The 24520-nt window shown below is 41.5% G+C and carries 24 protein-coding genes; 14 read left to right on the top strand and 10 right to left on the bottom strand.

Annotated features, from left to right (window positions below; all coding sequences use genetic code 11):
- Positions 1–2: 2 nt before the first annotated feature.
- Genes ACE01R_RS06925 through ACE01R_RS06955 form a run of 7 tightly spaced genes read left to right on the top strand, consistent with a single transcriptional unit; the run spans position 3 to position 4455 of the window.
- Positions 3–377, top strand: a complete 375-nt coding sequence (locus ACE01R_RS06925) for a DUF4845 domain-containing protein (RefSeq protein ID WP_395549906.1) — start codon at positions 3–5, stop codon at positions 375–377.
- Positions 349–1047, top strand: coding sequence for a ribonuclease III (gene rnc, locus ACE01R_RS06930; protein WP_395549907.1), 699 nt, complete (start codon positions 349–351; stop codon positions 1045–1047). Before ACE01R_RS06925 ends, rnc begins: the two co-directional genes overlap by 29 nt.
- Entirely contained in the window at positions 1047–2075 is a 1029-nt protein-coding gene (gene era / locus ACE01R_RS06935) for a GTPase Era (RefSeq protein ID WP_395549909.1), read from the top strand. The genes rnc and era overlap by 1 nt, the downstream gene beginning before the upstream one ends.
- 31 nt (positions 2076–2106) lie before the next feature.
- Positions 2107–2298 carry an NF038104 family lipoprotein gene (locus ACE01R_RS06940; RefSeq protein ID WP_395549913.1) on the top strand — a complete coding sequence of 64 codons (192 nt, stop codon included), beginning with the start codon at positions 2107–2109 and terminating at the stop codon, positions 2296–2298.
- Positions 2299–2310: 12 nt separating this feature from the next.
- On the top strand, positions 2311–3039 hold the full coding sequence (locus ACE01R_RS06945) for a DNA repair protein RecO (RefSeq protein WP_395549914.1): 729 nt from the start codon (positions 2311–2313) through the stop codon (positions 3037–3039).
- Positions 3040–3064: 25 nt separating this feature from the next.
- A complete protein-coding gene (pdxJ, locus tag ACE01R_RS06950; protein ID WP_395549915.1) occupies positions 3065–3790 on the top strand; it encodes a pyridoxine 5'-phosphate synthase in 726 nt (241 codons plus the stop codon).
- Between the two features lie 11 nt (positions 3791–3801).
- Positions 3802–4455 carry a tRNA-(ms[2]io[6]A)-hydroxylase gene (locus ACE01R_RS06955; RefSeq protein ID WP_395549916.1) on the top strand — a complete coding sequence of 218 codons (654 nt, stop codon included), beginning with the start codon at positions 3802–3804 and terminating at the stop codon, positions 4453–4455.
- Between the two features lie 134 nt (positions 4456–4589).
- Here ACE01R_RS06955 and lipA read toward each other — a convergent pair whose 3' ends face one another.
- A complete protein-coding gene (lipA, locus tag ACE01R_RS06960) occupies positions 4590–5603 on the bottom strand; it encodes a lipoyl synthase (RefSeq protein ID WP_395549917.1) in 1014 nt (337 codons plus the stop codon).
- A 209-nt stretch (positions 5604–5812) separates the two neighbouring features.
- On the opposite strand from lipA, the gene sthA reads away from it, so the two are divergent.
- Entirely contained in the window at positions 5813–7228 is a 1416-nt protein-coding gene (sthA, locus tag ACE01R_RS06965) for a Si-specific NAD(P)(+) transhydrogenase (protein WP_092818586.1), read from the top strand.
- 106 nt (positions 7229–7334) lie between these two features.
- On the opposite strand, the gene ACE01R_RS06970 is transcribed toward sthA, so the two are convergent.
- The 6 genes from ACE01R_RS06970 to ACE01R_RS06995 form a co-directional block, all read right to left on the bottom strand.
- Entirely contained in the window at positions 7335–7664 is a 330-nt protein-coding gene (locus ACE01R_RS06970) for a four-helix bundle copper-binding protein (protein ID WP_395549928.1), read from the bottom strand.
- A gap of 177 nt (positions 7665–7841) precedes the next feature.
- Entirely contained in the window at positions 7842–9068 is a 1227-nt protein-coding gene (chrA, locus tag ACE01R_RS06975; RefSeq protein WP_395549930.1) for a chromate efflux transporter, read from the bottom strand.
- Positions 9069–9522: 454 nt separating this feature from the next.
- Positions 9523–10485, bottom strand: coding sequence for a TauD/TfdA dioxygenase family protein (locus ACE01R_RS06980; protein ID WP_395549931.1), 963 nt, complete (start codon positions 10483–10485; stop codon positions 9523–9525).
- Positions 10486–10671: 186 nt separating this feature from the next.
- The gene (locus ACE01R_RS06985) at positions 10672–10806 is read right to left on the bottom strand and encodes a hypothetical protein (RefSeq protein ID WP_395549932.1); all 135 of its coding nucleotides are present in this window, start codon (positions 10804–10806) and stop codon (positions 10672–10674) included.
- Positions 10799–12013, bottom strand: coding sequence for an MFS transporter (locus ACE01R_RS06990; RefSeq protein WP_395549933.1), 1215 nt, complete (start codon positions 12011–12013; stop codon positions 10799–10801). Before ACE01R_RS06990 ends, ACE01R_RS06985 begins: the two co-directional genes overlap by 8 nt.
- Positions 12014–12167: 154 nt before the next feature.
- Complete coding sequence (locus ACE01R_RS06995; RefSeq protein WP_395549934.1) at positions 12168–13250, bottom strand: OmpW family protein; 1083 nt, start codon at positions 13248–13250, stop codon at positions 12168–12170.
- A 421-nt stretch (positions 13251–13671) separates the two neighbouring features.
- Here ACE01R_RS06995 and ACE01R_RS07000 point away from each other — a divergent pair, with 421 nt between their 5' ends.
- Complete coding sequence (locus tag ACE01R_RS07000; RefSeq protein ID WP_395549935.1) at positions 13672–13851, top strand: hypothetical protein; 180 nt, start codon at positions 13672–13674, stop codon at positions 13849–13851.
- Between the two features lie 72 nt (positions 13852–13923).
- Here the strand turns inward: ACE01R_RS07000 and ACE01R_RS07005 are convergent, their stop codons facing one another.
- Both ACE01R_RS07005 and ACE01R_RS07010 read right to left on the bottom strand, forming a co-directional pair.
- Complete coding sequence (locus ACE01R_RS07005; RefSeq protein WP_395549936.1) at positions 13924–15381, bottom strand: diguanylate cyclase domain-containing protein; 1458 nt, start codon at positions 15379–15381, stop codon at positions 13924–13926.
- 184 nt (positions 15382–15565) lie between these two features.
- A complete protein-coding gene (locus ACE01R_RS07010; RefSeq protein ID WP_395550030.1) occupies positions 15566–16354 on the bottom strand; it encodes a hypothetical protein in 789 nt (262 codons plus the stop codon).
- A 182-nt stretch (positions 16355–16536) separates the two neighbouring features.
- Between ACE01R_RS07010 and uvrB the strand changes: the two genes are divergently transcribed.
- The 5 genes from uvrB to ACE01R_RS07035 all read left to right on the top strand — a co-directional run bounded on the left by uvrB (position 16537) and on the right by ACE01R_RS07035 (position 22958).
- Positions 16537–18561, top strand: coding sequence for an excinuclease ABC subunit UvrB (gene uvrB / locus ACE01R_RS07015; protein WP_395549938.1), 2025 nt, complete (start codon positions 16537–16539; stop codon positions 18559–18561).
- Between the two features lie 442 nt (positions 18562–19003).
- Positions 19004–19591: a lipocalin family protein gene (locus ACE01R_RS07020; RefSeq protein ID WP_395549939.1), complete on the top strand. Its 588-nt coding sequence runs from the start codon at positions 19004–19006 to the stop codon at positions 19589–19591.
- A gap of 146 nt (positions 19592–19737) precedes the next feature.
- The gene (rarD, locus tag ACE01R_RS07025; RefSeq protein WP_395550031.1) at positions 19738–20667 is read left to right on the top strand and encodes an EamA family transporter RarD; all 930 of its coding nucleotides are present in this window, start codon (positions 19738–19740) and stop codon (positions 20665–20667) included.
- 270 nt (positions 20668–20937) lie between these two features.
- The gene (locus tag ACE01R_RS07030; RefSeq protein ID WP_395549940.1) at positions 20938–22395 is read left to right on the top strand and encodes a glyceraldehyde-3-phosphate dehydrogenase; all 1458 of its coding nucleotides are present in this window, start codon (positions 20938–20940) and stop codon (positions 22393–22395) included.
- A gap of 188 nt (positions 22396–22583) precedes the next feature.
- Entirely contained in the window at positions 22584–22958 is a 375-nt protein-coding gene (locus ACE01R_RS07035) for a winged helix-turn-helix transcriptional regulator (protein ID WP_395549941.1), read from the top strand.
- Between the two features lie 226 nt (positions 22959–23184).
- Here ACE01R_RS07035 and ACE01R_RS07040 read toward each other — a convergent pair whose 3' ends face one another.
- Positions 23185–24378 carry an MFS transporter gene (locus ACE01R_RS07040; protein ID WP_395549942.1) on the bottom strand — a complete coding sequence of 398 codons (1194 nt, stop codon included), beginning with the start codon at positions 24376–24378 and terminating at the stop codon, positions 23185–23187.
- Positions 24379–24520: the final 142 nt, after the last annotated feature.

A 24520-nucleotide genomic window follows, 5' to 3' on the forward strand; every position in this document is an offset into this window, starting at 1 on the left:
AAATGCGTAAAAATCAACAAGGAGCATCGTATATTGCAATTTTAATTGCAGTTATTGGTTTTGCTTTTTTAGCAAAAATTGCTATTGCTGTGTGGGGATCATACTGGGATGATCGAATAGTAGATAGCCAGATTGAGGAATTGCTGCAAAGTAGTCCGGCCAATATTGCTCCTTCAAAATTCTCAAGCCAGATGAGTCAGCGTTTGGACATGAACAATGTCCGCGATCTTAAATTTGATGAAATCGCGCAAGTAGTTAACGTTGATGGTCTGCAGGTGAAAAAAGAGTATGAGATAAGAAAGCCATTCTTACTCAATATAGATTTAGTGTTAAAGTTCGAGAAAAGTTTTGATCAAAGGTCAACCAAAACTAAGTGAGATGCGCTTAGTTAACCGTATCGGTTATCAGTTCAAACAACCTGAATTATTGCAGCTTGCACTGACTCACCGATCGGTTAGTCATAAAACTAACTATGAACGCCTGGAGTTTCTGGGTGATTCCTTGTTAGGGATGATCATTGCCCATTATTTATATCAAGCCTACCCTCATGAAAATGAAGGGCGTTTAACGCGTATGCGTGCCACCTTGGTGCGTCAGGAAGCGTTAGGCAAAATTGCAAACGATTTAAAACTTGGTCCGTGTTTAATTCTGAGCACGGGCGAGTTGAAGTCGGGTGGTCATCATCGGGAATCTATTCTTGCTGATACTGTAGAAGCGATTATTGGTGCCATTTATGTTGATTGTCATGATTTAAAAGTCTTGCAAGACATTGTGCTGAAATGGTACGCGCCATATTTAGACCATATCGAACCTACAGACCAACTCAAAGATCCCAAATCACGCTTACAGGAATATTTACAGGCACGTAAAAAACCTCTCCCTGTTTATGAAGTTGTAGATATTCAAGGTGATGCTCCGAATCAGCATTTCAAGGTGGAATGTACGATTGAGGGCTTGCCTGTATTGTATGGTGAAGGTTCAAGTCGTCGCTTTGCTGAACAGGCAGTTGCGGCAGATATCTTAAAACAATTGGAGCAAAAGTCTTAATGACTACTCATTCCGATCACATCGATGCTGATCACGAACCGCAAGATGGCGGTAACGACTTAATTAATCAATTCTTCAGTTCACAAGGAACGACGATTCCTTCTGATTTCAAAAGTGGTTTTGTTGCAATTGTGGGACGCCCGAATGTGGGTAAATCTACATTAATGAACCATTTGCTGGGGCAAAAGCTTTCGATCACTTCACGTAAACCACAAACCACACGTCATAAGATTGTGGGGATTGATAGCCGTGAAAAATCTCAGGCAGTCTTTGTCGATACCCCGGGGATGCACAAAAAAGAAGTTCGTGCCATCAACAAAATGATGAACCGAGCTGCTCATTCTGCACTACGCGATGTCAATCTGGTGTTGTTCGTGGTTGATGCGCAAAAGTGGACCCAAAATGATGAGCTTGTGCTGGAAAAACTGAAAAATGCAGAAATGCCGGTGATCCTGGTCATCAATAAACTGGATACTTTTGAAAACAAGAATCAGGCTTTACCGTTGATTCAAGAACGTGCCAAGCTGATGAATTTTGCCGAGATTGTACCTGTATCGGCGTTACGTGGTGCCAATCTTGAGCATCTGCGTAATACCATTGAAAAATATTTACCATTCCAGCCACCACTATATTCACTGGATCAAATCACTGACCGCTCAGAACGTTTCCTTGCCTCTGAAGTGATTCGTGAAAAAATCATGCGTCAATTGGGTGAAGAATTGCCTTATGATTTGACCGTACAAATTGAATCTTTCAAGACTGAAGAAGCCACCATCAACCCGAAAACAGGTCGTCCAAAAGCGGCGTGTACCTATATTGATGCGACTATTTTTGTTGATCGTCCAGGACAGAAGGCCATTGTGATTGGTGAAAAAGGTGCCAAGCTGAAAAAAATTGGTATGGATGCACGTACCGATATGGAAAAAATGTTTGAACAGAAAATCATGCTGACCCTTTGGGTGAAAGTCAAAGGTGGCTGGTCTGATGATGAACGTGCATTAAAAAGCTTGGGTTATAGTGATATCTAAGATCTAAGCTTTCACTTTGAAAGGAACTGTAATGATTAAAGTACTGACTGTTGTGGCATGTATATTGTTCCTGCAAGGCTGTATTCACAAGATTGTTACAGTTCCGGTAAAAGTGGCCTATAAAACCACCAAGGTTGTGGTTAAAGGAACGACAGCGGTCGTGGGTGCTGTTATTCCGGATGGAGATGATGAAGATTCTGATTCTGAAAAGAAAAAGGATTAGACTTAAGTTTTTATGCGCAATGAAACCTTACATGGTTATTTAATCCATCATCGTAAATACCGTGAGCGTAGTCATATTGTGCATCTGTTTACTCAGAAGCATGGTCGCGTTGATGGAATATTAAGGCAAACGCCACCGCCACAATACCAACCGATTTGCATGCAAGCTTCCGGTAAATCCGAGCTTAAAAATTTTACCAAGCTGGAAATTGTCAATCAGCCGGTTTTCTTTTTTGGCGATGCTTTTTTTTCCGGTTTTTATTTGAATGAAATTATCCTGCGCTTGTGCCCGGTTGAAGTGGAAATGCCACAAACTTTTGTGCAATATCATCAAACTTTGCAGCAATTGCAGCAATTGCAGCAATTGCAGCAGTTGGCACAGCAGGAACATCCTGATCTTTTCTTAAGACAAATTTTACGTCAGTTCGAACATGCACTGTTAGAAGAACTTGGCTATGCACTTGATTTTACGGTTGATGCACAGCAACAGAAAATTCAGGAATCACAATCTTATCTGTTTCAGCTCAATGATGGTTTTATTCCTACTGTGCAACAGTCACGTTCGACTTTATCTGGACGGCAGATTCTTTCGATGTGTGATTATGAAAAGGGTAGGGATTTCAATCATGGGCAGTTACAATTGTTGGCTAAGCTGTATCGACAGATCATCACCGCTCTTTTGGGCGACCGACCGCTGAAAAGCCGTCAATTGTGGATTCAAAATACTCAATCTCAATCTTAATTTAAAACATAGTTAGGAAATTGTTATGGCTGCATTGCTTGGTGTAAATATTGACCATGTGGCGACTTTGCGACAGGCGCGCGGAACCACTTATCCAGATCCAGTGAATGCTGCTTTAATTTGCGAACAGGCTGGTGCGGAAGGGATTACCCTGCATTTACGTGAAGACCGTCGTCACATTCAGGATGATGATGTACGTCGCATGCGTCCGGTTTTGAAAACGCACATGAATCTGGAAATGGCAGTCACGTCTGAAATGGTGGAATTTGCCAAGGAAATCAAACCGCATCATGTATGCTTCGTTCCTGAAAAGCGTCAGGAAGTCACCACTGAAGGTGGCCTGGATGTGGTTGGACATTTTGAAGATGTCAAAGCCGCAACTCAGGCCTTGGCTGCCATTGGTTGTGAAGTATCTTTATTTATTGATGCCGACTTTGAGCAGATTGATGCAGCCGTGGCTTGCGGTGCACCAACCATTGAGTTACACACCGGCGCTTATGCCGATGCTGAAACAGCGGAAGCACAGCAGCATGAACTTGAGCGTATTGTTAAAGGTGCGGAATATGCTGCATCTAAAGGTTTAATTGTGAACGCCGGGCATGGTCTGAACCTGGAAAATGTCACCCCAATTGCTGCAATTCCACACATTCATGAGCTCAATATAGGTCATTCCATTATTGCCGATGCGGTATTTATCGGTTTGGCTCAAGCAGTTCAACAAATGAAAGCTGCCATTAAAGCAGCAAGATAAGTTTTTAGATTATGTCATTAACAAATTATGATGATCTCATGAAGCCAGTCATTGGCTTCCTGGGATGTGAAACTCCAAAAGCCTGGTTAGATGAAGCACTCAATAACCTTGAGTTACTCATGCAGGATCATGCCAATTGTGAGAAGAAAGCAGCCGGAACGGCCATGAACCTGATGTTTCGTTATAGCTTTTTTAACGATTTACAGGTCAAATTAGCCCAGCTGGTTCGTGAAGAAATGCTGCATTATGAGCAGGTGCTGGAATTCATGTCCAAACGCGGACAGGAGTGGAAAGCGGTGAGTGCAGGTCGTTATGCAGGCATTTTGCGTAAGGAAATCCGTACTTATGAACCTGAAGCTTTAATCGATGTGCTGATTATTGGTGCTTTTGTGGAAGCACGTTCATGTGAGCGTTTTTATGCACTTGCACCTTTGGTGGATGAAGAGCTAGGCCGTTATTACCGTTACCTGCTCAAGTCGGAATCACGCCATTATGAAGACTATCTGGCACTGGCTTTGGATGTGGCGAAAACGTCTAAAATGAAAGATCCGGAAGAAGATATTCAGGGGCGTATTGAGCATATCCGTGAAGTGGAAAAGAATTTAATTCTCTCTGAAGATGATACTTTCCGTTTCCATAGTGGTGTGCCACATCAAGCTGTATAAGCTGTTTCGGTTTTAAAATCCTCTAGCTTAATAGGGGATTTTTTATGGCTAATTATTTTTGAACTGGAAATAAAAATGCCAATCTAAAGCGCTTAGATTGGCATTCATCAGACGGGTTTTAAGCTTGGTTTTAATTAAGCTTCAATGGTTTGAACTGCAATTTTTTTGGCAGGATCGGTTTTGCGACGTACTGCTGGAACCGGTTCACCATAATATTGACGGTCAGCAAAGTAACTTGAACGAACCATAGGCGCTGCCCAAATATTTTTGAACCCGAGTTTTTGACCATGTGCAGTATAACGTTCAAATTCTTCAGGTGTTACGAAACGGTCAATAGGTGCATGTTCTTTAGACGGTTGTAGATACTGACCAATAGTCACGTAATCAACATCATGTGCTTTTAAGTCATCAAGCAATGCAATGACTTCTTCTTCAGTTTCACCAATACCAACCATCAAACCACATTTGGTTGGAACATCAGGACAGTATTCTTTAAACATTTTCAATAAATCTAAAGAATGCTGATAGTCAGAACCTGGACGCATCGCTTTATATAAACGTGGTACAGTTTCAATATTGTGGTTAAACACGTCAGGTGGACACTCAGTCATGATGCGAAGCGCGACGTCCATACGACCACGGAAATCCGGTACCAGAATTTCTAATAAGGTATTCGGGCTTAAACTGCGGGCTTCTTTAATGCAGTCCACGAAATGCTGTGCACCACCATCTCGAAGGTCATCACGGTCAACCGAAGTGATCACCGCATATTTCAGACCCAGGTTAGCAATGGTTTCTGCCATGTGACGCGGTTCATCAGGATCAAGGGCATTTGGACGACCATGTGCCACGTCGCAGAAAGGACAGCGACGGGTACAGATATCACCCATGATCATAAAGGTTGCGGTACCTCCACCAAAACATTCAGGCAGGTTCGGGCAAGCCGCTTCTTCACACACTGTATGTAATTTTTGCTCACGCAGCGTGGTTTTAATACGTTGAACTTCTTCAGGAGCCGCCATTTTTACCCGAATCCAGTCCGGCTTGCGTGGCGTTTCAACCGTAGGTACAACTTTTACAGGAATACGAGCGACTTTCTCTGCGCCACGAAGTTTGACACCCTGTTCAGGTTTACGGTTTTCAGACATATTCAACTTTTCCACTGTTTTTTGACGGGGGAGATACTAGATATATTAGGTCTTTCATTATAACGGACTTGAGTCTAAATGGGGTAAAAAGGATATTCATTTAATAAATGTAGTCATCACTTAATATATGTGAGGTAAATACAGAAAATTGCGAGTATTTACGTCATAATATAGCCAAGATAGACCAATATTGAAGATAGGAGCGTTGAATGCCACGTAAAAAAGAGGTCATTAGTGGAACTTTCGTTAAATACGATGCGGTAGTTCTCGGTTCAGGCCCTGCGGGTGAAGGCGCGGCAATGAAACTTGCCAAATCAGGCAAGCGTGTTGCAATAGTTGATATGCGTGAACAGTTAGGTGGTAACTGTACACACGTAGGTACCATTCCAAGTAAAGCATTACGTCAAACTGTATCGAGTATCTTGCGTTACCAACGTGACCCAATGTTCCAAAAAGTGGGTGAGTGGAAACAGTTCACCATGAAACAAGTGCTGCGTAATGCACACAAAGTCATTCAGCTGCAAGTCGATACCCACTCGCGCTTTTATGACCGCAACAAAATTGATATCTATCATGGTCGCGCTTACATTCAAGATAAAAATACCATCCTGATTTTCAGTCCGGAAGGTATTACTGAAACTTTAAGTTTTCAGCAGTTGGTGATTGCGACAGGTTCACGCCCGTATCGTCCTTCAGTGCTTGATTTTAATCATCCACGCGTATTTGATTCAGACAAAATTCTGGATCTGGATTTCTCAATCAAGAAAATCATCATTTATGGTGCAGGTGTGATTGGTTGTGAATATGCATCCATCTTTATTGGTTTGGACCATAAAGTTGATTTGATCAATACTCAGCCTAAATTGCTCAGTTATCTGGATGATGAAATTTCGGATGCGCTGTCTTATCACTTGCGTGAACAGGGTGTCTTGATTCGCCACAATGAACAAATTGATCACCTGGAAACTTTTGATGATCACGTAGTAATGCATTTACAAAGTGGTAAGAAAATTAAAGCTGATGCTATTTTGTGGTGTAACGGCCGTTCAGGGAATACGGATGGTTTAGGTCTTGAAAATGTAGGTATTACACCAAACAGCCGTGGTCAATTGAATGTCAATGACAAGTACCAGACTGAAGTAGACAATATCTATGCTGCGGGTGACGTGATTGGTTGGCCATCACTGGCTTCTGCTGCTTATGACCAAGGTCGTTGTGCGGGCGCGAATATGAGCGGCGAGAAAGACGTTGCACCAGTGACTGATATCCCGACAGGAATTTATACCATTCCGGAGATTTCTTCGATTGGTAAAACTGAACAGCAACTGACTGAAGAAAAAATCCCGTATGAAGTGGGGCAGGCCTCTTTCCGTCATTTGGCGCGTGCGCAAATTACCGGTGATACGGTAGGTGAATTGAAGATTCTATTCCACCGTGACACGCTGGAAATTCTGGGTGTACATTGCTTTGGTAATAACGCTGCCGAGATTATTCACATTGGTCAAGCCGTGATGAACAGTCCAAATAATACCATTAAGTATTTTGTTGAAACTACGTTTAACTATCCGACCATGGCAGAAGCCTATCGTGTAGCAACGTTGAATGGTATGAACCGTTTATTCTAAGATTTTTTAAATTTTAGATGCAAAACCCGTAAGTGAATGCTTACGGGTTTTTTTATACGGGAATACAAAACAACATTTTAGTATATTGATATTAGGGGGCTTGAAGCTAGGCCGCCATTTTACGACATTCTGCCGCACATTGTTGGCAAGTTTCTGCGCATTGCAGGCAATGTTCAGCTTCATGCTTACCGCATTCTTTGGCACAGTAATCACACATTTGAGCACAGAGCTGACAGATTTCCTGCATAAAGGCAGAGGTCCTTTGTTCAGATCGGGCACATAAGTTGCACATATCTGCGCAATCCAGACAGCGTTTGATGCATTCACGCATTATCTCTATGTCATTTTCATCCAGACAAGCGGCTGCACAACTGGTACAGGTCAAAGAACAGGTCATACACATTTGGGCGCAATCTGAAAAGCTGACTATATTCATGCTGTTTTCCTGATCGATAGGCTTAAAATTGATATCTAAATAAGCTAATCAGAAATAGAAAAAGAAAATAGAAAGATTGGGTGATTAAAAGTAACAAGTGTCCATTTTAAGTAAGCAAATGCTTTATAAAAAGCCCCTAATATGTAGATATTAGATTACTTGATTTTATAGGCTGGATCAGAAAAAGGCATAATGATCCAATAACCATAATAATCCGTAATAACTGAAGAAACTGCTGATTAAGCTCAGCCAGACTGGAATTTTGCTCTTAAGCAATGCAATGACAGCAATAATAAAAACTACATCTAAGCCAGACAGTACATATTTTTGTCCCATCTGCACCACCAGACATAATAACAAGCCCACCACAGCGGCATTAATTCCTGCCAAAGCCTGAAATAAACCTGAAAACTGCATTAAACGCGACCAGTAAGGTAAAGCGCCAAAAATGAGGAAAAAAGAAGGCAAGAAAATCACTGCAGTTGCAAATGCGGCATTCAGTACTGCCGATGAACTTAAAGGCAATAAAGCACCCAGATAGCTGGCAAAACTGAATAATGGGCCTGGCATCAGTTGGGCAATGGCATAGCCCAGGTCAAAATGTTGCTGAGAGACCAAGCCGGATGTCACAAAGTCCTGCTGTAAAAATGGCAAAATAATATGCCCCCCACCAAAGACTAGAGAAGCCGTGCGGTATAAACTGGTAAAACTGTCTAGCCAAATACTGGGAAAGAAATATTGTAGCGCTGGAACCAGTACAAAAGGCAAGGCAAATAAAATCAGCCAGCGATAAGCGAAAGGTTTTTTAGCTGTGATTGAGATGCCCGTAATGGGTTTAGGGGTATTTTTTTGCGGAAAATAATGCAGATAAATCAGTCCTGCCAAAGCACCAAAAAGAATCACCAAAACCTGATTGATACTGATGGGAACTAGATAGACAAATAAGCCCGACAGCAGCATTAGTACATACTGCCATTGCTCTTTACAAAAGCTGCGTAACATTTGCCAGAATGCCCATGCCACCACGCTAAATACAATAAGTTGAATCACATGGAAAAATTCGACAGAAAAATAATCAGAAAATTGAATGCCTAGCATTGCAGCAAGGGTCATCAGTAAGGCAGAAGGTAGAGTAAAGCCCAGCCATGCCAGCATTGCCCCCCGATAACCTTTCAGTTGATAGCCAATCGCAAGACCCATCTGGCTACTGGTAGGGCCAGGTAGAATTTGCGCCAAGGCCAACAGGTGGGCATATTGTTGCTCATCCAGATATCCAAGCTGTTGCACAAAACGCCGATAAAAAAACACCAGATGAGCTGCCGGACCGCCAAATGCCGTACAGCCTAATTTAAGGAATATTTTAAACAAGCTGAAATTTGACAGAGGGGGAACAGAGGGCAGCATAATGATCCAAAAATATTTGAGTTTTAGTCTGAGCAAGATTAACAGGTCAGATTTACTTTGTTATGAGATTTTCCTGCAATGCACATTTCTAACATGAAAAAGCCCATCCCAAGTGATTACTTTTGATGGGCTTTTATTTTTTAATTTAACCTGCAAATATTTAAAAAAGATGACCATCCTGAAAATAATGCATGATCTGATGAGTTTCATTGGCTTTATTTAAAGATGAATTGAATATGCCCAAGCATTGCTTCATTCATTGAGCTAGCAGTTGGAATGAACTGCTTTTTTTAGTCAATATGAGAGGCACAGTAAGTAAAAAAATGCAGCATCATGACGCATTTTTTATTTTATTTACGAGGTTAAATATTCGTAAATGTGGGTTGGGTCATGATGCTGTGGAGTAATTTTATGACACTTTTTTATTGTTATTATTTCAGATCTCTAACCCGCATTAATAAGGTCGACCTCCTGCCAGACTGATGCGTTTTAATAAACGGCGCTGCTCACTGGGGAACGGTTTGCGAGAATGCAGGGTAACCTGATTATCCCAAAATACAATGTCGCCTTGTTGCCATTGATGTTCATAACGGAATTCAGGTTTTAATAGATGTTCGCGCAATGAAGCAATGAGTTCACTGCCAGCCTGATCATCATAATTGACCAGTTCCACTTCAGAATGGGTATTTAACCACAGTGCTTTACGGCCACTCTCAGGATGGGTGCGTACCAGTGGATGAGCATAGGCATGACCAATAATCGGTTGATCTTTAAAGCGATATAAGGGGCTGCTGCCATAACCATTGTGATCATTATCTTTAAGGTGTTGTCGACGGACAAATGGGTTATAGGTAATCAGTTGTAATTGATCGATATGCTGTTTGGTTATTTCTTCTAAAGCGTCATAGACTTTGATGGTATTAAACCATGAGGTTTGTCCACCATCCTGTGGTAATTCAATGGCATACAGCAATGAACCAAAAGAAGGAAGCGGCGTCCACTGGTGATCGGCATGTGGATTCAGTTCACCATGCCCGGTGTAATCACCCTGTCCCACAGCATTGGAAACAGGTACCACATCCGGGGGCGTGCCAGACTCAGTTTGGGTGGCAAGTACAGGATTATCTGCACTTGGGCGAAAAATGGAACCGAAATAGCTGGCAAAGGCCAAATATTGTAAATCATCCAGATGCTGGTTTTTGAAAATTAAAATTAGATGCTGAGCCAGTGCCTGTTTTAGACGGTAAATGGTTTCACCCGCTTGGGCTTTAGTCGCATCAAGGCCAAAAACCACAGCGCCTAGAGCTTCACCTTCTAAGGGCGCAATAGTAATGTCTGCCGGGTTTTGAAATTGTTCTGGCTGATGCCAGCGCGGTGCATCATGGATCGCTTGAGAAAGTTGTGTAAGTACTGTCACTGTTTTGCTCTGATGTTTTAGGTTGAAATAAAATCTAAGCAATACAAAACAAAAAATAAAATCAAAATATTTACTAAGCTTATGAAATAACAGTGAAAAATACTTAAATCAATGATTGTTAAACTTTTAATATAAACAGCAAAACAAAGCAGGTTTTTTGCTATTTTAACTGCTGATTTTTCAGCATTAATGCGGACAAAAGGCCTGATTGAAATATTCAAACAGTTGCGGTGTTTTGATCCAAAGCAGAATAGCGATGGCCAATAACAGGCCAATCGCTGAAGCAATCAGGATTTTAAGTCCAAGCATAGAATCAGTCATGAACCACATGCTCCTCATTGACAAAGAAATGAACCAGGACACCAAACACGCTTAACAGGATGGAAAACATCCAGATCATATTGTAGTCGCCAGTCATGTCATGATTAACACCACCTAGCCATCCACCAAAGAACGAACCAACCTGATGGGTAAAGAACACAATTCCACTGAGCATGGACAGATATTTTATCCCAAACATATTCGCCACAATGCCGTTAGTGAGGGGAACCGTAGATAACCACAATAAACCCATAATGACGCCAAAGCTGTAAATTGTCCAGGTACTCAAAGGCAGCAGTAAAAAGCCAATAATGGCAATACCACGCAGACCATATAAACCCATCAGTAAGTAAGGCTTGGAGTATTTTCCCCCTAGCCAGCCTGCGGTATAGGTACCGACAATATTAAATAATCCGACCAAGGCCAGGAAAACTGTGCCTGTGGTTGCATCAAAACCATGATCAATCAGATAGCCGGGTAAATGAATGCCAATAAAGACCACCTGGAAGCCACAGACAAAAAAGCCTAAAGACAGGAACCAGAAGGGTTTGTGATTTTTAGCAATCACCAGAATTTCTTTGACGCTCAACGTAGGTTTATTGATAGCAGCTAATGCATTCGCAGGTGTATAAGCAGGTGCTTTTAATGTCCAGGCCAATGGAATAATTAAAGCAATTAATATAGCGCTGACCATCAATGCTGCTGACCAGCCGATACTTTGTAAAAGTAGCAGGGTAGAGGGCAGCATGATAAATTGTCCAAAAGACCCTGCGGCACTGGCAATGCCCATCGCCAGACTACGTTTTTCAGGATGTGCAGCGCGTCCCACAGCAGAAAGCAGCACAGGAAAAGAGGTCGCAGAAAGAGCAAGACCCAGAATTAAACCGACACTTAAATTCAGCAGCAAGCCGCTTGAGCTGACCGCCATGAGCAACAGCCCAAGGGCATAGAGGACTCCCCCAACAGCGACTACGATTTTACTACCGTATTTGTCGGCAAAAGCTCCGGTAATGGGTTGTACAGCACCCCAAATCAGGTTTTGCATGGCGATGGCAAGACTAAAGACATTATGTCCCCAGCCAAATTCATGGCTCATTGGGACCAGATATAGACCAAATGCATGACGGACACCCAATGACAAAGCCAGAATAATGGCACTTCCAATTAACATATAAATCAGAGGTTTGGAAAAACGGGTGTCTGACATATTTCATCCATGCTGGGTTGTGTTGCGGCTATGTTATTCGATTCTGCAAGTCGATGCGATTAAATAAAACTTAAACAAAAGATAAAATTAAGTTATAGAAAGTTTTATAAATACAAAAAAGACGACATTAAACCATCTTTTGATTGCTGAAAATTTAGAAACGTATACCTACCCCTGCATAGGCCAATAAAGGGTTGATTTCAATATCTGCTTTCGAACGGATTAACTCGCCATGAGTGGCATCCGTCACTGTAATGATGGTTTCATTTTTCATGTGAGCATAAGACACGGAACCCACTGCGAACCAGCGGTCATTAAAATCATAGGTGAAACCGACAGTTGCAATCGGGGCAATAGCATCGGTCGCTTCGAGCTCGACTTTAGGATTGGCTTTACTTGGTTTGCCTTCCAGTGATGCTCCAGCATTGCCTTCTTTGATATTGGCAATCATATGACCGGCTGCAATCAAGTCCTGTTCAGTACGCGGGTTGATTTTCAGCTCATTAAAATAAGCATACATTACCCCTAAACCGACATAAGGGCGGAATTTATTGACGCCGGTTTTACCAAAATGATATTGGAACTCAAAGGCAGGTGTCCAGGCACGTGCCGAAGCCGCAGGTCCATGAGCTTCTAAATCGGTAATAAAAATATCATCTTGCAGATCAATGTTGAGGAATTCTAAAGGCAAGTTGCCAATTTGTGGTGTTGCCACCGCAGAGAAGGGTGCATAAATTTTTCCTTTACCCTGTAAGTCAACTTTTGGGGGGATGCCGGCCTTCATTTCAAAGGAAACATGATCGGTAAAGAAGTAATTGGTCATGATCCCCAGCGTAGTGACATCATCTGCTTCAAGTCCCGTACCTTGTGCTTCCCAACTTTCTAAACCACCAATTTTAGAAGAGCCACTGAGTCCACTACTTAATTCACCACTCGTAAAAAAGCCCAAACCTTTTAAAACGGTGGCAAGCGCGGTCTGATTCACTTCCGGATTTAGATTGTTTAATACGGTATCGACCTGAATATCGCCATTCTTGGCAACTTCACCATTTTTAACAGCTGTATTCACCTGAAAGGGTTGGGCCTTACCCTGAGGCATGACATGTAGTGCACCGACAGAAACAGAAAAGCGTTTAAAACCATCTCCATCTTTTAAGCTGAAATAGGGTGAATCGGCATAGCTCATGGCAGGTAGGGCAGCAAGAGACGACATCATACACAGTAATGATTTTTTCATTTAGGGACTCCATGTCCATTTTGTGATTATTCGTTTTTTTCGTTCACTTTTCTTATTTTATATTTAAGGAAAAATCATTTTGTTACTCAAGAATATTAATCGGGTAGTATTCATGTAAAAAATTAGCTATTTTGTTTCAACAACATGAAGAAAAATAATTTTATGTAACATGTTATTTTTACTGATAGATAAATTTTTTGTAAGTTAAAAATAAGTAAAATTTGAGATGAGATTTATATATTTTTAACGCATTAATGGAGCTTAGATGAGGGGGACGAATCTTATTGATAGTCATGACGATGCCGTTAAAGTAGCGGATTGCCAGCATAATTAACGTGATCGCACGATGAGCTAAAATCCTATCTCGCACTGAGAGGCATTTTTCCGTACAATATGTTGCAGAAATCCTTGAGTGAATCATATGAGCACCCAAAATACTCCCAAGAAAAAACCATTGGTTAATTTACCGTTCCCGATTAAAAAGGTAGATGAAAATTCTTCCGATGAAGTATTGGAAGATTTACGCCCTAAACCACAGCGCTATGCTGACCGTACCTGGATGCCACCACGTGGTACACGCCGTTCTATGGGTAAGCGTTAAATTCTTCATATAAAAAAAGCCATGGTCTGACCATGGCTTTTTTATTGCAGTATAACAAGGTGTTTTTAATCTTTAATTTGAGCTAGAAAGCTGGCTGCGTCTATCGTGGTTCTGATAGTAATTCTTTTTCTGCTGATACATGTCCAGGTCAGCACGCTTCAGCATATCTTCAATCCGTTCATGCGGCAAATTTGTCGCATGACCTATAGACAGACTGATCGGCTGATTGGCATAAAATTGATTGTCTACCGACAAAAGTTCCTGCAGACTTTGCAGGCAGTTTTGTAAGGCTGCCTCATCTGCACCCGGTAAAAGGACTACAAACTCATCTCCGCCAATGCGTGAGGCCGAATAGGGCGTATGCTGAATCAACTGGTTCAGGATATTGCCTATACGCCGTAAGACACCGTCACCTGCATCATGTCCCTCGCTATCATTCAGTATTTTCAGTCCATTTAAATCTATAAAAATACACGAGATTGGATGTAATAAATTGCGTTCAAGCCGGTTCAGTTCTGCCACATAAAAAGAACGGTTGTACAGTTGGGTGAGTACGTCGTGTTTGCCTAAATATTCAAGATAATGTTCAGCTTTTTTGCGCGCCGTAATATCAGTCAGGGCAACCTGTACGATGCTCCAGTCATCCAGATAATCCGGAAATACGGTAAATTGCAGCAGTACATGGCGAATGCTGCCATCAATTGCGTAATTGACTACTTCACGTTGATGATGCAGATGACCGTTCCACAGTTCAATCAATTGTTCCCGGAATGTTCGAACCATTTCCTCAGCAAAAACTTTATGAAGATTTTTTAATAAAATCTCTTTACTGGCTGCACCAAACAAATCGAGGGTGGCTTGATTGACATCAATGACTTTAATTTCCTTGATGCATTCAATGACAAACTCACTATGCACATCCAAAAAAGTTGAAAAATCTTCAATGCCTAATTTACGTAACTGATCTAATTTAATTTTAATACGACTGAAATCTTCTACCCACAGTGAGGTTGGAGAATAAGTAAAGCGCGCCTCTGCCAGATGGCGGCTTTGTTCTTCCATACGGCAGGCTTCGGTGTAAGACGTAATGTCTTCTGTGGTAATTAATACCAAGGAAAAATCATGTTCATGTTGCGGTAGTACAAGGCCTTTTAGCTGGATATCCAGGCGCTTTCCAGTCAATGTATAGTTTACTGCGGAATTGGAAAAACGGGTTTCACCATTCCACAACGCAACAAGTTCGTGGATATGGCTTGTGGTCATATCTTCTTTAAAGACTAAATCAAGATTTAGACATAAATGTTCAAAGTCATCGGCCTGATAAAGTTCAAGGGTTTTAGAATTGACTTTTAATAATTTAATTTTTCTTGCGCATTCAAGAATACGCGATTCATCTTCTTGCAGGAAACTGAACAGATCTTGCACACCCTGATTACGCCAGAGATCAAATTGTTTTTTGATTTCACTATAGTCTTCCAGCCACATGGCAACGGGAGACAATTCAAAAAAAGGGGAATCCAGCATGTCCATTCAAGACGCTCATTATTTTTTATGGCAATTTAAGTGTCGAGTATATGATGAAAAAAATGATTTTAAAATAATGTGATAAGCAAAATAATATTTATCTTGAATGAGAGCTGTGCCGCAAAATAAAAAAGCCAGACTGATAAAAAAGCCAATTCAGGAATTGGCTTTGAATAGCTGAAATTAAAAATTAACGAGGTTTTCTCCGTGCTCTATTTTCTGGCTTGGGTGGAGAAATTTCACGTTCACCTTGCCAGACATCCATAAAGTCTTTTTCATTGATATTGTACAGTTCAAGCAAAGCTAAAATCACTCCGCCAAACAGCATTGAACCTTCCGAATGGTCTTGCCAGTCAAAAATCTTGCCGTTTAACACATGCAAAATGTCTGAAATTTCAAAATTTCGATCCCGACCATTACTGTCGGTTGGGTACATTTGGGTATTTAAAATAATTCGGGCGGCACTTTTTTCATTTTCTGACAAATCTAAAGAGGCAACAATATCTTCATCCTGAGCAGAAAAGATGACTTCATCAGTAAATACGGTTCTTAAAAAATGTCGGGTTAGTTTGGGTAAGGCTCTCTCTACAAAAGGGCGGAAAGAAATGGGGAAAATGACATTATGAGAAATGCCCTTGAACATCGGTGCAATTTCTTCAGTTTTATAGCCGGCAATGCCACAACCAATTGAGGTAATGAAATAGGTCATTTTCGGATGATTTTTGGTATAAATCTTAAAGTCATCAATATAATGCTGAATTTGCGACAAAGGCATTTGCTGCAAATGCTCATTCATGGTGGGGATGGCATAACTTTGACCCGCCCAGCCACGACCTACGCCTTGCACTGCACCAAAGTGCTGGAGTGCAGTACGCGCAGCACCTCCTGCATGGTTTCCTGCCATGTTGCTGCCAAAAACAAAAACGGTATCTTCTGGTAGATTTTTGACAATACTTTCGTCATGGTAATGGTAAGTCATAGGCTTTATTGTGATCAGGATGCTTTGTTTCATGTTGCTATTGAATGTGAATACGGTCAAGACAAAAATGTTGGAATTTTCTTAATCTTTATAGATGGCTAAATATCGGAAGATTAATATTGAATGTTGAGCTTTAACCCTCATATTATTCAAACTGCGTTATTGTATAGAAGCTGAATAATATGTCGGATAGTCATCAACCTTTTGAATTAGTGACCAGCTATCAGCCTGCGGGTGATCAGCCACAAGCCATTGAAAAATTAGTCAAGGGTATTCAAAAAGGCTATCACGACCAGTTGTTATTGGGGGTAACCGGTTCGGGTAAAACCTATACCATGGCCAATGTGATTTCCCAGTTGCAACGCCCGACCATTGTCATGGCGCATAACAAGACCTTGGCTGCACAGCTGTATGGCGAGTTCAAGTCATTTTTCCCCAATAATGCGGTGGAATACTTCGTCAGCTATTATGACTATTATCAGCCGGAAGCTTATGTGCCATCTTCCGATACCTTTATTGAAAAAGATTCAGCGATTAATGATCATATTGACCAGATGCGTCTTTCGGCAACGCGGTCATTACTCGAACGTCGTGATGCGATTATTGTCGCTTCGGTTTCGGCCATTTATGGTTTGGGTGATCCGAATGCCTATATGAGCATGTTGCTGCATATTGTGCAGGGCGACCGGATTAGCCGTGATGACATTATTCGCCGTTTGGTAGAAATGCAATATAGCCGTAACGAACTGGAATTCTTGCGTGGTACTTACCGTATCCGAGGCGAAATTATTGATATTTTCCCGGCTGAATCAGATCAGGATGCCATTCGTATCGAACTGTTTGATGATGAAGTTGATTCGATTCGCTGGTTTGACCCTTTAACCGGAAAAATGGTGCGTAAAGTACCCCGTGTGACTATTTATCCTAAAAGTCATTATGTTACTCCGAAGGATAATTTGCAGCGTGCTATTGGTACCATTCGCGAAGAATTGAAAGAGCGTCTGGGCTTCTTTCGTGCGCATGATAAATTGCTAGAAGCACAGCGCATTGAACAGCGCACCCGCTATGATTTGGAAATGATGCAGCAGCTAGGTTATACCAACGGCATCGAAAACTACTCACGTCATTTGTCCGGTCGTCCGGCGGGTGAAGCGCCACCGACATTGTTTGATTATATTCCAGATGATGCCTTGCTGATCATTGATGAATCGCATGTGACGGTGCCGCAAATTGGTGCCATGTATAAAGGCGACCGCTCGCGTAAAGAGAATCTGGTCAATTATGGCTTCCGTTTGCCAAGTGCGCTGGATAACCGTCCGATGCAGTTTGAAGAATGGGAACGTATTATCCCATCCACGATTTATGTCAGTGCAACACCGGCCAAATATGAACTGGAAAAATCGGAGCAGATAGCCGAGCAGGTGGTTCGTCCAACCGGACTGGTCGATCCTGAAATCGAAATTCGTCCCGTGCTGACCCAGGTGGATGACGTGTTGTCGGAAATCAATATCCGTAAGGAGCTGGATGAACGCGTTCTGGTTACCACTTTGACCAAACGGATGGCGGAAGATTTAACCTCGTATTTAAAAGAATACGGGGTCAAGGTGGCTTATCTACATTCAGATATTGATACCGTAGAGCGGACCAAAATTATCCATGAGCTGCGTAGTGGTGTGCATGATGTACTGGTCGGCATTAACCTGCTGCGTGAAGGTCTTGATATGCCGGAAGTGTCTCTAGTCGCGATTCTGGATGCCGATAAAGAGGGTTTCTTGCGTTCGGAGCGTTCGCTGATTCAAACCATTGGTCGTGCTGCACGTAACGTGAAAGGTAAAGCAATTTTGTATGCTGACCGGATCACCGACTCCATGCAAAAGGCGATTGATGAAACCGAACGCCGCCGTGTCAAACAGATCGAGTTTAATGAACTGCATGGCATTACTCCACGCAGCACCAAACGTCAAAATAGTCAGGATATTGATACTGGTGAAGTACTGACTGATGATCAGATTGATGAGAAAATCTCGGATCAGGCTCGTGCCTTAAGTGCCGATGAACGCCATATTTTGGCTGACCCGAAATTGCTGGCCAAACATTTGTCCAAACTGGAAAAAGAGATGCTCAAAGCCTCGAAGGAATTGCAGTTTGAGCAGGCAGCACGATTGCGGGATGAGATTGTACGCCTGAAGGCACAGATGCTCAGTTAGTTGGATGATTTTTATTGCAAAATAATTAAGTTCTGTGGGCAATTCATGTATGTTTGCGACTGCGAGTATTTTTTAGAGGATACGAGGTGTGAAATACAAAATTTAGTCATTCTAAATGCGTAGTTCACAACGGCGTAGCATCAAAAAATACTCTAGTCCCCAGCTGTGCCTTGCGCTGCAAACAAAGCCCTGTTTTGTTCTTGCTCAGGTTGTGGCTAAAATTATCTCAAACTGCGTCATGAAATTTAAAAATGGAACCATCATTCTTTGTATTTCATTTTTACGATGTATACATCTCATTATTCAATTTTAGCCTACAACGCAATCCATATATGAAATATCAACAGACCTTACATAACGCTACAGTATGATTTGGTTGGAGTCGCTATTTTTAAATGTATACGCACTTTAAGAATTAAAATTTTGACTGAAAGGTATTTTTATGACAAGCAATAATCTTCCAAAAGCGGGCTATAAACTGGCTAAAATTGCCGTGGGTGGAGCAGTGTTGCTGGGTTTGGGTATAGCGACAATGGCATATGCACAAACCAAGCCGCTACAAACAGTGGAAAGGGTTGAGCTGGATAAATATCTGGGTGTCTGGTATGAGGTTGCTCGTAAGCCTTTATATTTTCAAAACAAGTGTGATCGTGATGTTACCGCGACTTATACACTGAACGAGAATGGCAATATTGGCGTAGATAACCGCTGTTATACCAAAGATGGACAGTTAAATCAGTCTATTGGTGAGGCATTTGTGAAAAATGCCCCTTTCAATACCAAACTAAAAGTGAGTTTCTTGCCTGAGGCGATCCGCTGGTTACCGCTAGGGCGTGGTGATTATTGGGTACTTAAGCTGGATGATGATTATCAAACCGTATTGGTGGGTGAGCCGCGACGTAAATACATGTGGGTATTGTCCCGTACTCCGCAACCTGATCAGGCAGTCATCCATGAATATTTAGAATATGCGAAGTCGGTTGGCTATGACTTGAGCGATGTTATTCATACCAAGCAGACGATCAAATAACATGCCCGATATTTGAACAAGAGTTTAAAACCATGCTTAGGCATGGTTTTTTATTTGCTAATATAGACACTTATTAAAAAGTGAATAATCCATGATTATGGATTATTCCAAATGGTCATGAAATGAATGATATCCTTGAGGTAAAGATGTATAAAGGCTTGGCTTTGTCAGTATTGGCATCTGTTACTTTTGGGGTGTTATATTTTTATAGCCAGTTCCTGCAACCCTTGGACAGTGAACAGACTTTTGCCTGGAGAATGCTGACCACGCTGCCTTTCTTAACCCTGTTTATGTGGTGGTCTGGTGATTTGCGGCATATTACCAAGATTTTTAAACGGATTTTAAAGCAGCCTACTTTTCTGATCTGGCTGATTTTTAGTTCCATTCTCTGTACTACACAGTTGTGGCTGTTTCTGTGGGGACCGATTAATGGTCGTGGCTTGCAAGTTTCACTGGGTTATTTTTTATTGCCTTTGGTGATGGTGCTGGTTGGTTGTGTACTTTACAAAGAAAAACTATCGAAATGGCAGTTGGCGGCTGTGCTATTAGCCATTTTAGGGGTAGGACATGAAATCTGGCGGATTGGCAGTATAGCTTGGGAAACCGTGTATGTCGCTTTAGCTTATCCCTTATATTTCTTTTTACGCCGTGCCTTTAAAACCGATCATTTAGGTGGTTTCTGGTGGGATTTATGCCTCATTTTGCCAGTAGCCTTCTATTTAGGATTTGTCCATAGTGACAGTTTGGATTTAATGACACATTTCCCGCATTTGATCTGGGCAGTGATTGGCTTAGGTTTTTTGAGTGCATTGGGGCTGGGTAGTTATATTTTGGCCAGTCGTTATTTGCCTTTTGTGATTTTCGGATTGCTGAGTTATCTGGAACCTGTGCTTTTGGCTTTTGCCTCTATTGTACTAGGTGAGCGGGTTGAAGCGGGGGAATGGCTGACTTATATTCCAATCTGGATTGCCGTTTTATTGTTGGTGATTGAAGGCACAATTCATCTTGTTAAGCAAAAGCGTAAACAGCTGGCGTTGAATCAGAATATAGATAATTATCAGGATAGAATTAAATAAGCTTCATTAGGTACACTACGTGGAAATTTTCTTTTGTGTGATAAAGCAACATTTAACAAAAAAGTATATTTTGTCCTTTCAAAAGGGTTTTTGAACTTTTAATAGTAAAATCATAAAAATAATTACAACTATTTTGTAAATTTATAGTGAATATATCGTAAAAAGCGCATTGGAAATTCAGCTTTTGATTCAAAGTTGCTGATAATTCCTTTACAATTGTCGGGTTTTGAAATTTATGCCTAGATATACAATTAATTAGAGGACGTAGCTGTGAGCAAAGACACTATCATCGCCCTACATGCAGAGCACCAAGGTCGCTGGAAAAACCGTGAAGAAATCGCGGAACGTATGATTGCGCTTATCGGTCAATTGTATCGTGAAAAAAATATCGTGACTTCTGTATACGGTCGTTCTTTAGTTAACCGTTCAGTAATCCAGATTTTAAAAGCTCATCGCCGTACACGTGTGATGGATGTTGAGCTTTCAGTGGTTCATACTTTCCCAATTTTAGAAGCTTTAGCTAAAATTGATAATATTGGTTCAGCAGAAATTGATCTAGGTAAACTTGCTGTTGAATTCAAAGAAAAAGGCGGCGATGTAGACGCTTTTGTTGCTGATGCAGTGAAATCTTTAGCAGGTAATGCGAAGGCTGTAGAAGGCAAAGATGTTGTTCTTTACGGTTTTGGTCGTATCGGTCGTATTCTTGCTCGTTTAATCATTGGCCAATCAGGTTTGGGTCGTGGTTTAAATCTTAAAGCAATCGTGGTTCGTAAATCATCTGATGGTGATTTGGAAAAACGTGCTTCATTGCTGCGCCGTGACTCTATCCACGGTCCATTCCAAGGCACAATCTCTGTAGACGAAGAAAACGAAGCTATTATTGCAAACGGTAACTTCATTAAAGTGATCTATGCATCTAGCCCATCTGAAGTGGATTACACTACTTATGGTATTAACAATGCATTGGTTATTGATAACACTGGTAAATGGCGTGATGCAGAAGGTCTTGCTCAACACCTTCAATGCCCAGGCGCTGCACGTGTAATCTTGACTGCACCTGGTAAAGGTGACATGAAGAACGTTGTATACGGTGTGAACCAAGCTGACATTCTTGATGAAGATACCATTATCTCTGCAGCAAGCTGTACGACTAACGCCATCACTCCAACACTTAAAGTGTTAGAAGACAAATACAAAGTGCTTAATGGTCACGTTGAAACAGTTCACTCGTTCACTAACGACCAGAACTTGATTGATAACTATCATAAAGCTGACCGTCGTGGCCGTGCTGCTACTTTGAATATGGTTATTACTGAAACTGGTGCTGCTAAAGCTGTTGCTAAAGCTCTTCCTGCGCTTAAAGGCAAGTTGACTGGTAACTCTGTACGTGTTCCAACACCAAACGTTTCATTGGCTATTCTTAACTTGACGCTTGAGAAAGAAGTTGACCGTGAAGAAGTGAATGAATACATTCGTCAAATTTCAATCAACTCAAACCTTCAAGGTCAAATTGGTTATACCAACTCAACTGAAGTGGTATCTTCTGACTTTATCGGTTCGCGTACTGCAGGTGTATTTGATGCGCAAGCAACAATCACTTCAGGCAACCGTTTAACTTGCTACGTTTGGTACGATAACGAAGTGGGTTATAGCTGCCAGGTATTACGTATTGCAGAACAAATGGGCGGCGTAAGCTATCCAAAAATTCCTGCTGAAACAAATGCATAATTTGTAAAGTAGTACGAAAAAAGAGCCTCATTTGAGGCTCTTTTTTTATGGCTGTTGATCATTGAAATGGATATTTCATCAATACAGATAAAGTCATCAATAAACTTGCTGCTGAAATATTATTCTGTTAGCTTACAAAGAGTAAGTGCATTAAAATTAGTAAGTAATAAAAATATTGAGAGTAAGCTATGACAAATTATGCGATCAGCCCTGTATTGGGTCAGGTCTTATCCACTGAGTGTCCTTCACGTGAAATATTGGAACATCTGGCGAATAAATGGTCAGTACTGGTTTTACGTTGTTTAAGCGATGGGGTGCATCGTTTTAGTGAGCTGAAACAGCGTATTGAAGGGGTGAGTGAAAAAATGCTGTCACAAACGCTAAAAATGCTCGAACAGGATGGTTTTATCCTACGCACGGTCTATCCGGTGGTGCCACCTAAAGTTGAATATCAGCTGACCATTTTAGGCTCGCAAGCAGCGGAAAAAATGAATTATCTGATTGGCTGGGTAGAGCGGAGTTTGCCTGAGATTTTGGAGAATAAAGACCGTATTGCTAAATAAGAATTAAATTACTTTTATTGGCAGTCATCAGCTGGAAAGAGCGGGAATCTTGTGGTGACTTTACTGGCAAAGGGCCTGACTTTGGTTGTAGTCTGTATAACTTTTTCTTTTTTGATTCAAATTCTTATCAGGAAGTGATTCACAGGATAAATGTTTATCCGTTTTAGAGATTAAGTCTTATAAGTTTTAAAGGAATAAACCTTGTGGTGTATTCCTTATGCTGGGTTTAAACCTTTTTCATCTGCTTAAAATCAAACCGGTCAATCAGTAAAATTCCAATCGAGAAGACCAGACCGAGTGCCACACAGCCAATCCATCCAAAGTGTTCCCATGTATATACTGCACCCAGTGAACCCAAAGCTGCACCCGAAAAATAGATGGTCATATAGACTGCATTAATCCGTGAACGTGCTTTCAGGTCAATCCGGTAAACCAGGTTCTGGTTTAGGACATGAAAGGCGGTGAGGCCAAAATAACTCATCAAAACCCCAATCGCGTAAACCCAGATATTTTGCTGGGCAAAGAACAGGGGTGTACATGAAAACAGCATTAGAAAAATACACAGTTTTGCGACCAGATTTTCCTTGCCTTGCCCCACAGTTTTGCCCGACCAGCTAGATGAATAAATCCCGATAACACCGAGCAAGCCAAACAGGCCAATTTCAAAATCACTAAAGTAGTAAGGCGCATTACCTAGGACAAAGGTCATCGAGGTAAAGACCATCGATAAGATGCCAAAACCCAAAGCACCGGCACAGGCACGACGGATTAAATGTGGATTGTTTCGGGCAAGTGCAAACAGTGAACGGTAAATACTGCTGATGGTTAAGCCGGTTTGAGGTTGAGTATTCGGTAATTTTTTCCACATCACAACAGCAAACAGCAGGGTGATCACGCCACTGGATAAATACACACCTTCCCAGGACCAGTACGTTGAGACAAAACCGGCGAAGGTCCGTGACAGGATAATCCCCATCACCAAACCGCTCATGAGTTTTCCAACCGTTGCAGCACTGGATGCTGGTGGACTAATTGTTGAGGCAAAAGGAATTAGAACCTGAGCGGAAATTGCCCCAAAGGTGGCACACAGGGTGAAAAGATATAAGGTGCTGAGGGTGGTGCTAAATGACAGCAGAATTTGCGAGATGGCAGCAAATACCATCAAACTGACCACAAGTTTACGTTTATTCAGGAAGTCGCCTAAAGGCACCAACAGCATTAAGCCAAGCACATAACCAATTTGGGCAAGCACGACGGTTAAGCCGGCCTGACTGGTACTAATTTTCAAACTCTTTTCAATCGAATAAATCAGGGGCTGATTAAAATAAGCCGAACCGGCACATAAACCGCAGGCGATTGCCATAAGCAATACAAATTGTGATGACAAAGGACTGACAGTTTCAGGTTTTGGCAAAGACATGATCAGGACTCAAACAACGCTGCATGCACTATAAGGAGAGTTGTTCAGATTCTGAAATAAGTAAAATCAATCATGTGATCATTAATTTATATCAAGGGTTGGAAAATAATTGCTTGGCAAAAAGATCGGACAACATCAGCTT

Source organism: Acinetobacter sp. BSP-28 (assembly GCF_044130285.1).
Classification (GTDB): domain Bacteria; phylum Pseudomonadota; class Gammaproteobacteria; order Pseudomonadales; family Moraxellaceae; genus Acinetobacter.

Excerpts from the sequence above, each read along its gene's own strand:
- ACE01R_RS06925 (WP_395549906.1), top strand. The coding sequence starts at position 3 with ATGCGTAAAAATCAACAAGGAGCATCGTATATTGCAATTTTAATTGCA.
- era (WP_395549909.1), top strand. The coding sequence starts at position 1,047 with ATGACTACTCATTCCGATCACATCGATGCTGATCACGAACCGCAAGAT.
- ACE01R_RS06940 (WP_395549913.1), top strand. The coding sequence starts at position 2,107 with ATGATTAAAGTACTGACTGTTGTGGCATGTATATTGTTCCTGCAAGGC.
- ACE01R_RS06945 (WP_395549914.1), top strand. The coding sequence starts at position 2,311 with ATGCGCAATGAAACCTTACATGGTTATTTAATCCATCATCGTAAATAC.
- pdxJ (WP_395549915.1), top strand. The coding sequence starts at position 3,065 with ATGGCTGCATTGCTTGGTGTAAATATTGACCATGTGGCGACTTTGCGA.
- ACE01R_RS06955 (WP_395549916.1), top strand. The coding sequence starts at position 3,802 with ATGTCATTAACAAATTATGATGATCTCATGAAGCCAGTCATTGGCTTC.
- lipA (WP_395549917.1), bottom strand. The coding sequence starts at position 5,603 with ATGTCTGAAAACCGTAAACCTGAACAGGGTGTCAAACTTCGTGGCGCA.
- sthA (WP_092818586.1), top strand. The coding sequence starts at position 5,813 with ATGCCACGTAAAAAAGAGGTCATTAGTGGAACTTTCGTTAAATACGAT.
- ACE01R_RS06970 (WP_395549928.1), bottom strand. The coding sequence starts at position 7,664 with ATGAATATAGTCAGCTTTTCAGATTGCGCCCAAATGTGTATGACCTGT.
- chrA (WP_395549930.1), bottom strand. The coding sequence starts at position 9,068 with ATGCTGCCCTCTGTTCCCCCTCTGTCAAATTTCAGCTTGTTTAAAATA.
- ACE01R_RS06985 (WP_395549932.1), bottom strand. The coding sequence starts at position 10,806 with ATGACTGATTCTATGCTTGGACTTAAAATCCTGATTGCTTCAGCGATT.
- ACE01R_RS06990 (WP_395549933.1), bottom strand. The coding sequence starts at position 12,013 with ATGTCAGACACCCGTTTTTCCAAACCTCTGATTTATATGTTAATTGGA.
- ACE01R_RS06995 (WP_395549934.1), bottom strand. The coding sequence starts at position 13,250 with ATGAAAAAATCATTACTGTGTATGATGTCGTCTCTTGCTGCCCTACCT.
- ACE01R_RS07000 (WP_395549935.1), top strand. The coding sequence starts at position 13,672 with ATGAGCACCCAAAATACTCCCAAGAAAAAACCATTGGTTAATTTACCG.
- ACE01R_RS07005 (WP_395549936.1), bottom strand. The coding sequence starts at position 15,381 with ATGGACATGCTGGATTCCCCTTTTTTTGAATTGTCTCCCGTTGCCATG.
- ACE01R_RS07010 (WP_395550030.1), bottom strand. The coding sequence starts at position 16,354 with ATGACTTACCATTACCATGACGAAAGTATTGTCAAAAATCTACCAGAA.
- uvrB (WP_395549938.1), top strand. The coding sequence starts at position 16,537 with ATGTCGGATAGTCATCAACCTTTTGAATTAGTGACCAGCTATCAGCCT.
- ACE01R_RS07020 (WP_395549939.1), top strand. The coding sequence starts at position 19,004 with ATGACAAGCAATAATCTTCCAAAAGCGGGCTATAAACTGGCTAAAATT.
- rarD (WP_395550031.1), top strand. The coding sequence starts at position 19,738 with ATGTATAAAGGCTTGGCTTTGTCAGTATTGGCATCTGTTACTTTTGGG.
- ACE01R_RS07035 (WP_395549941.1), top strand. The coding sequence starts at position 22,584 with ATGACAAATTATGCGATCAGCCCTGTATTGGGTCAGGTCTTATCCACT.
- ACE01R_RS07040 (WP_395549942.1), bottom strand. The coding sequence starts at position 24,378 with ATGTCTTTGCCAAAACCTGAAACTGTCAGTCCTTTGTCATCACAATTT.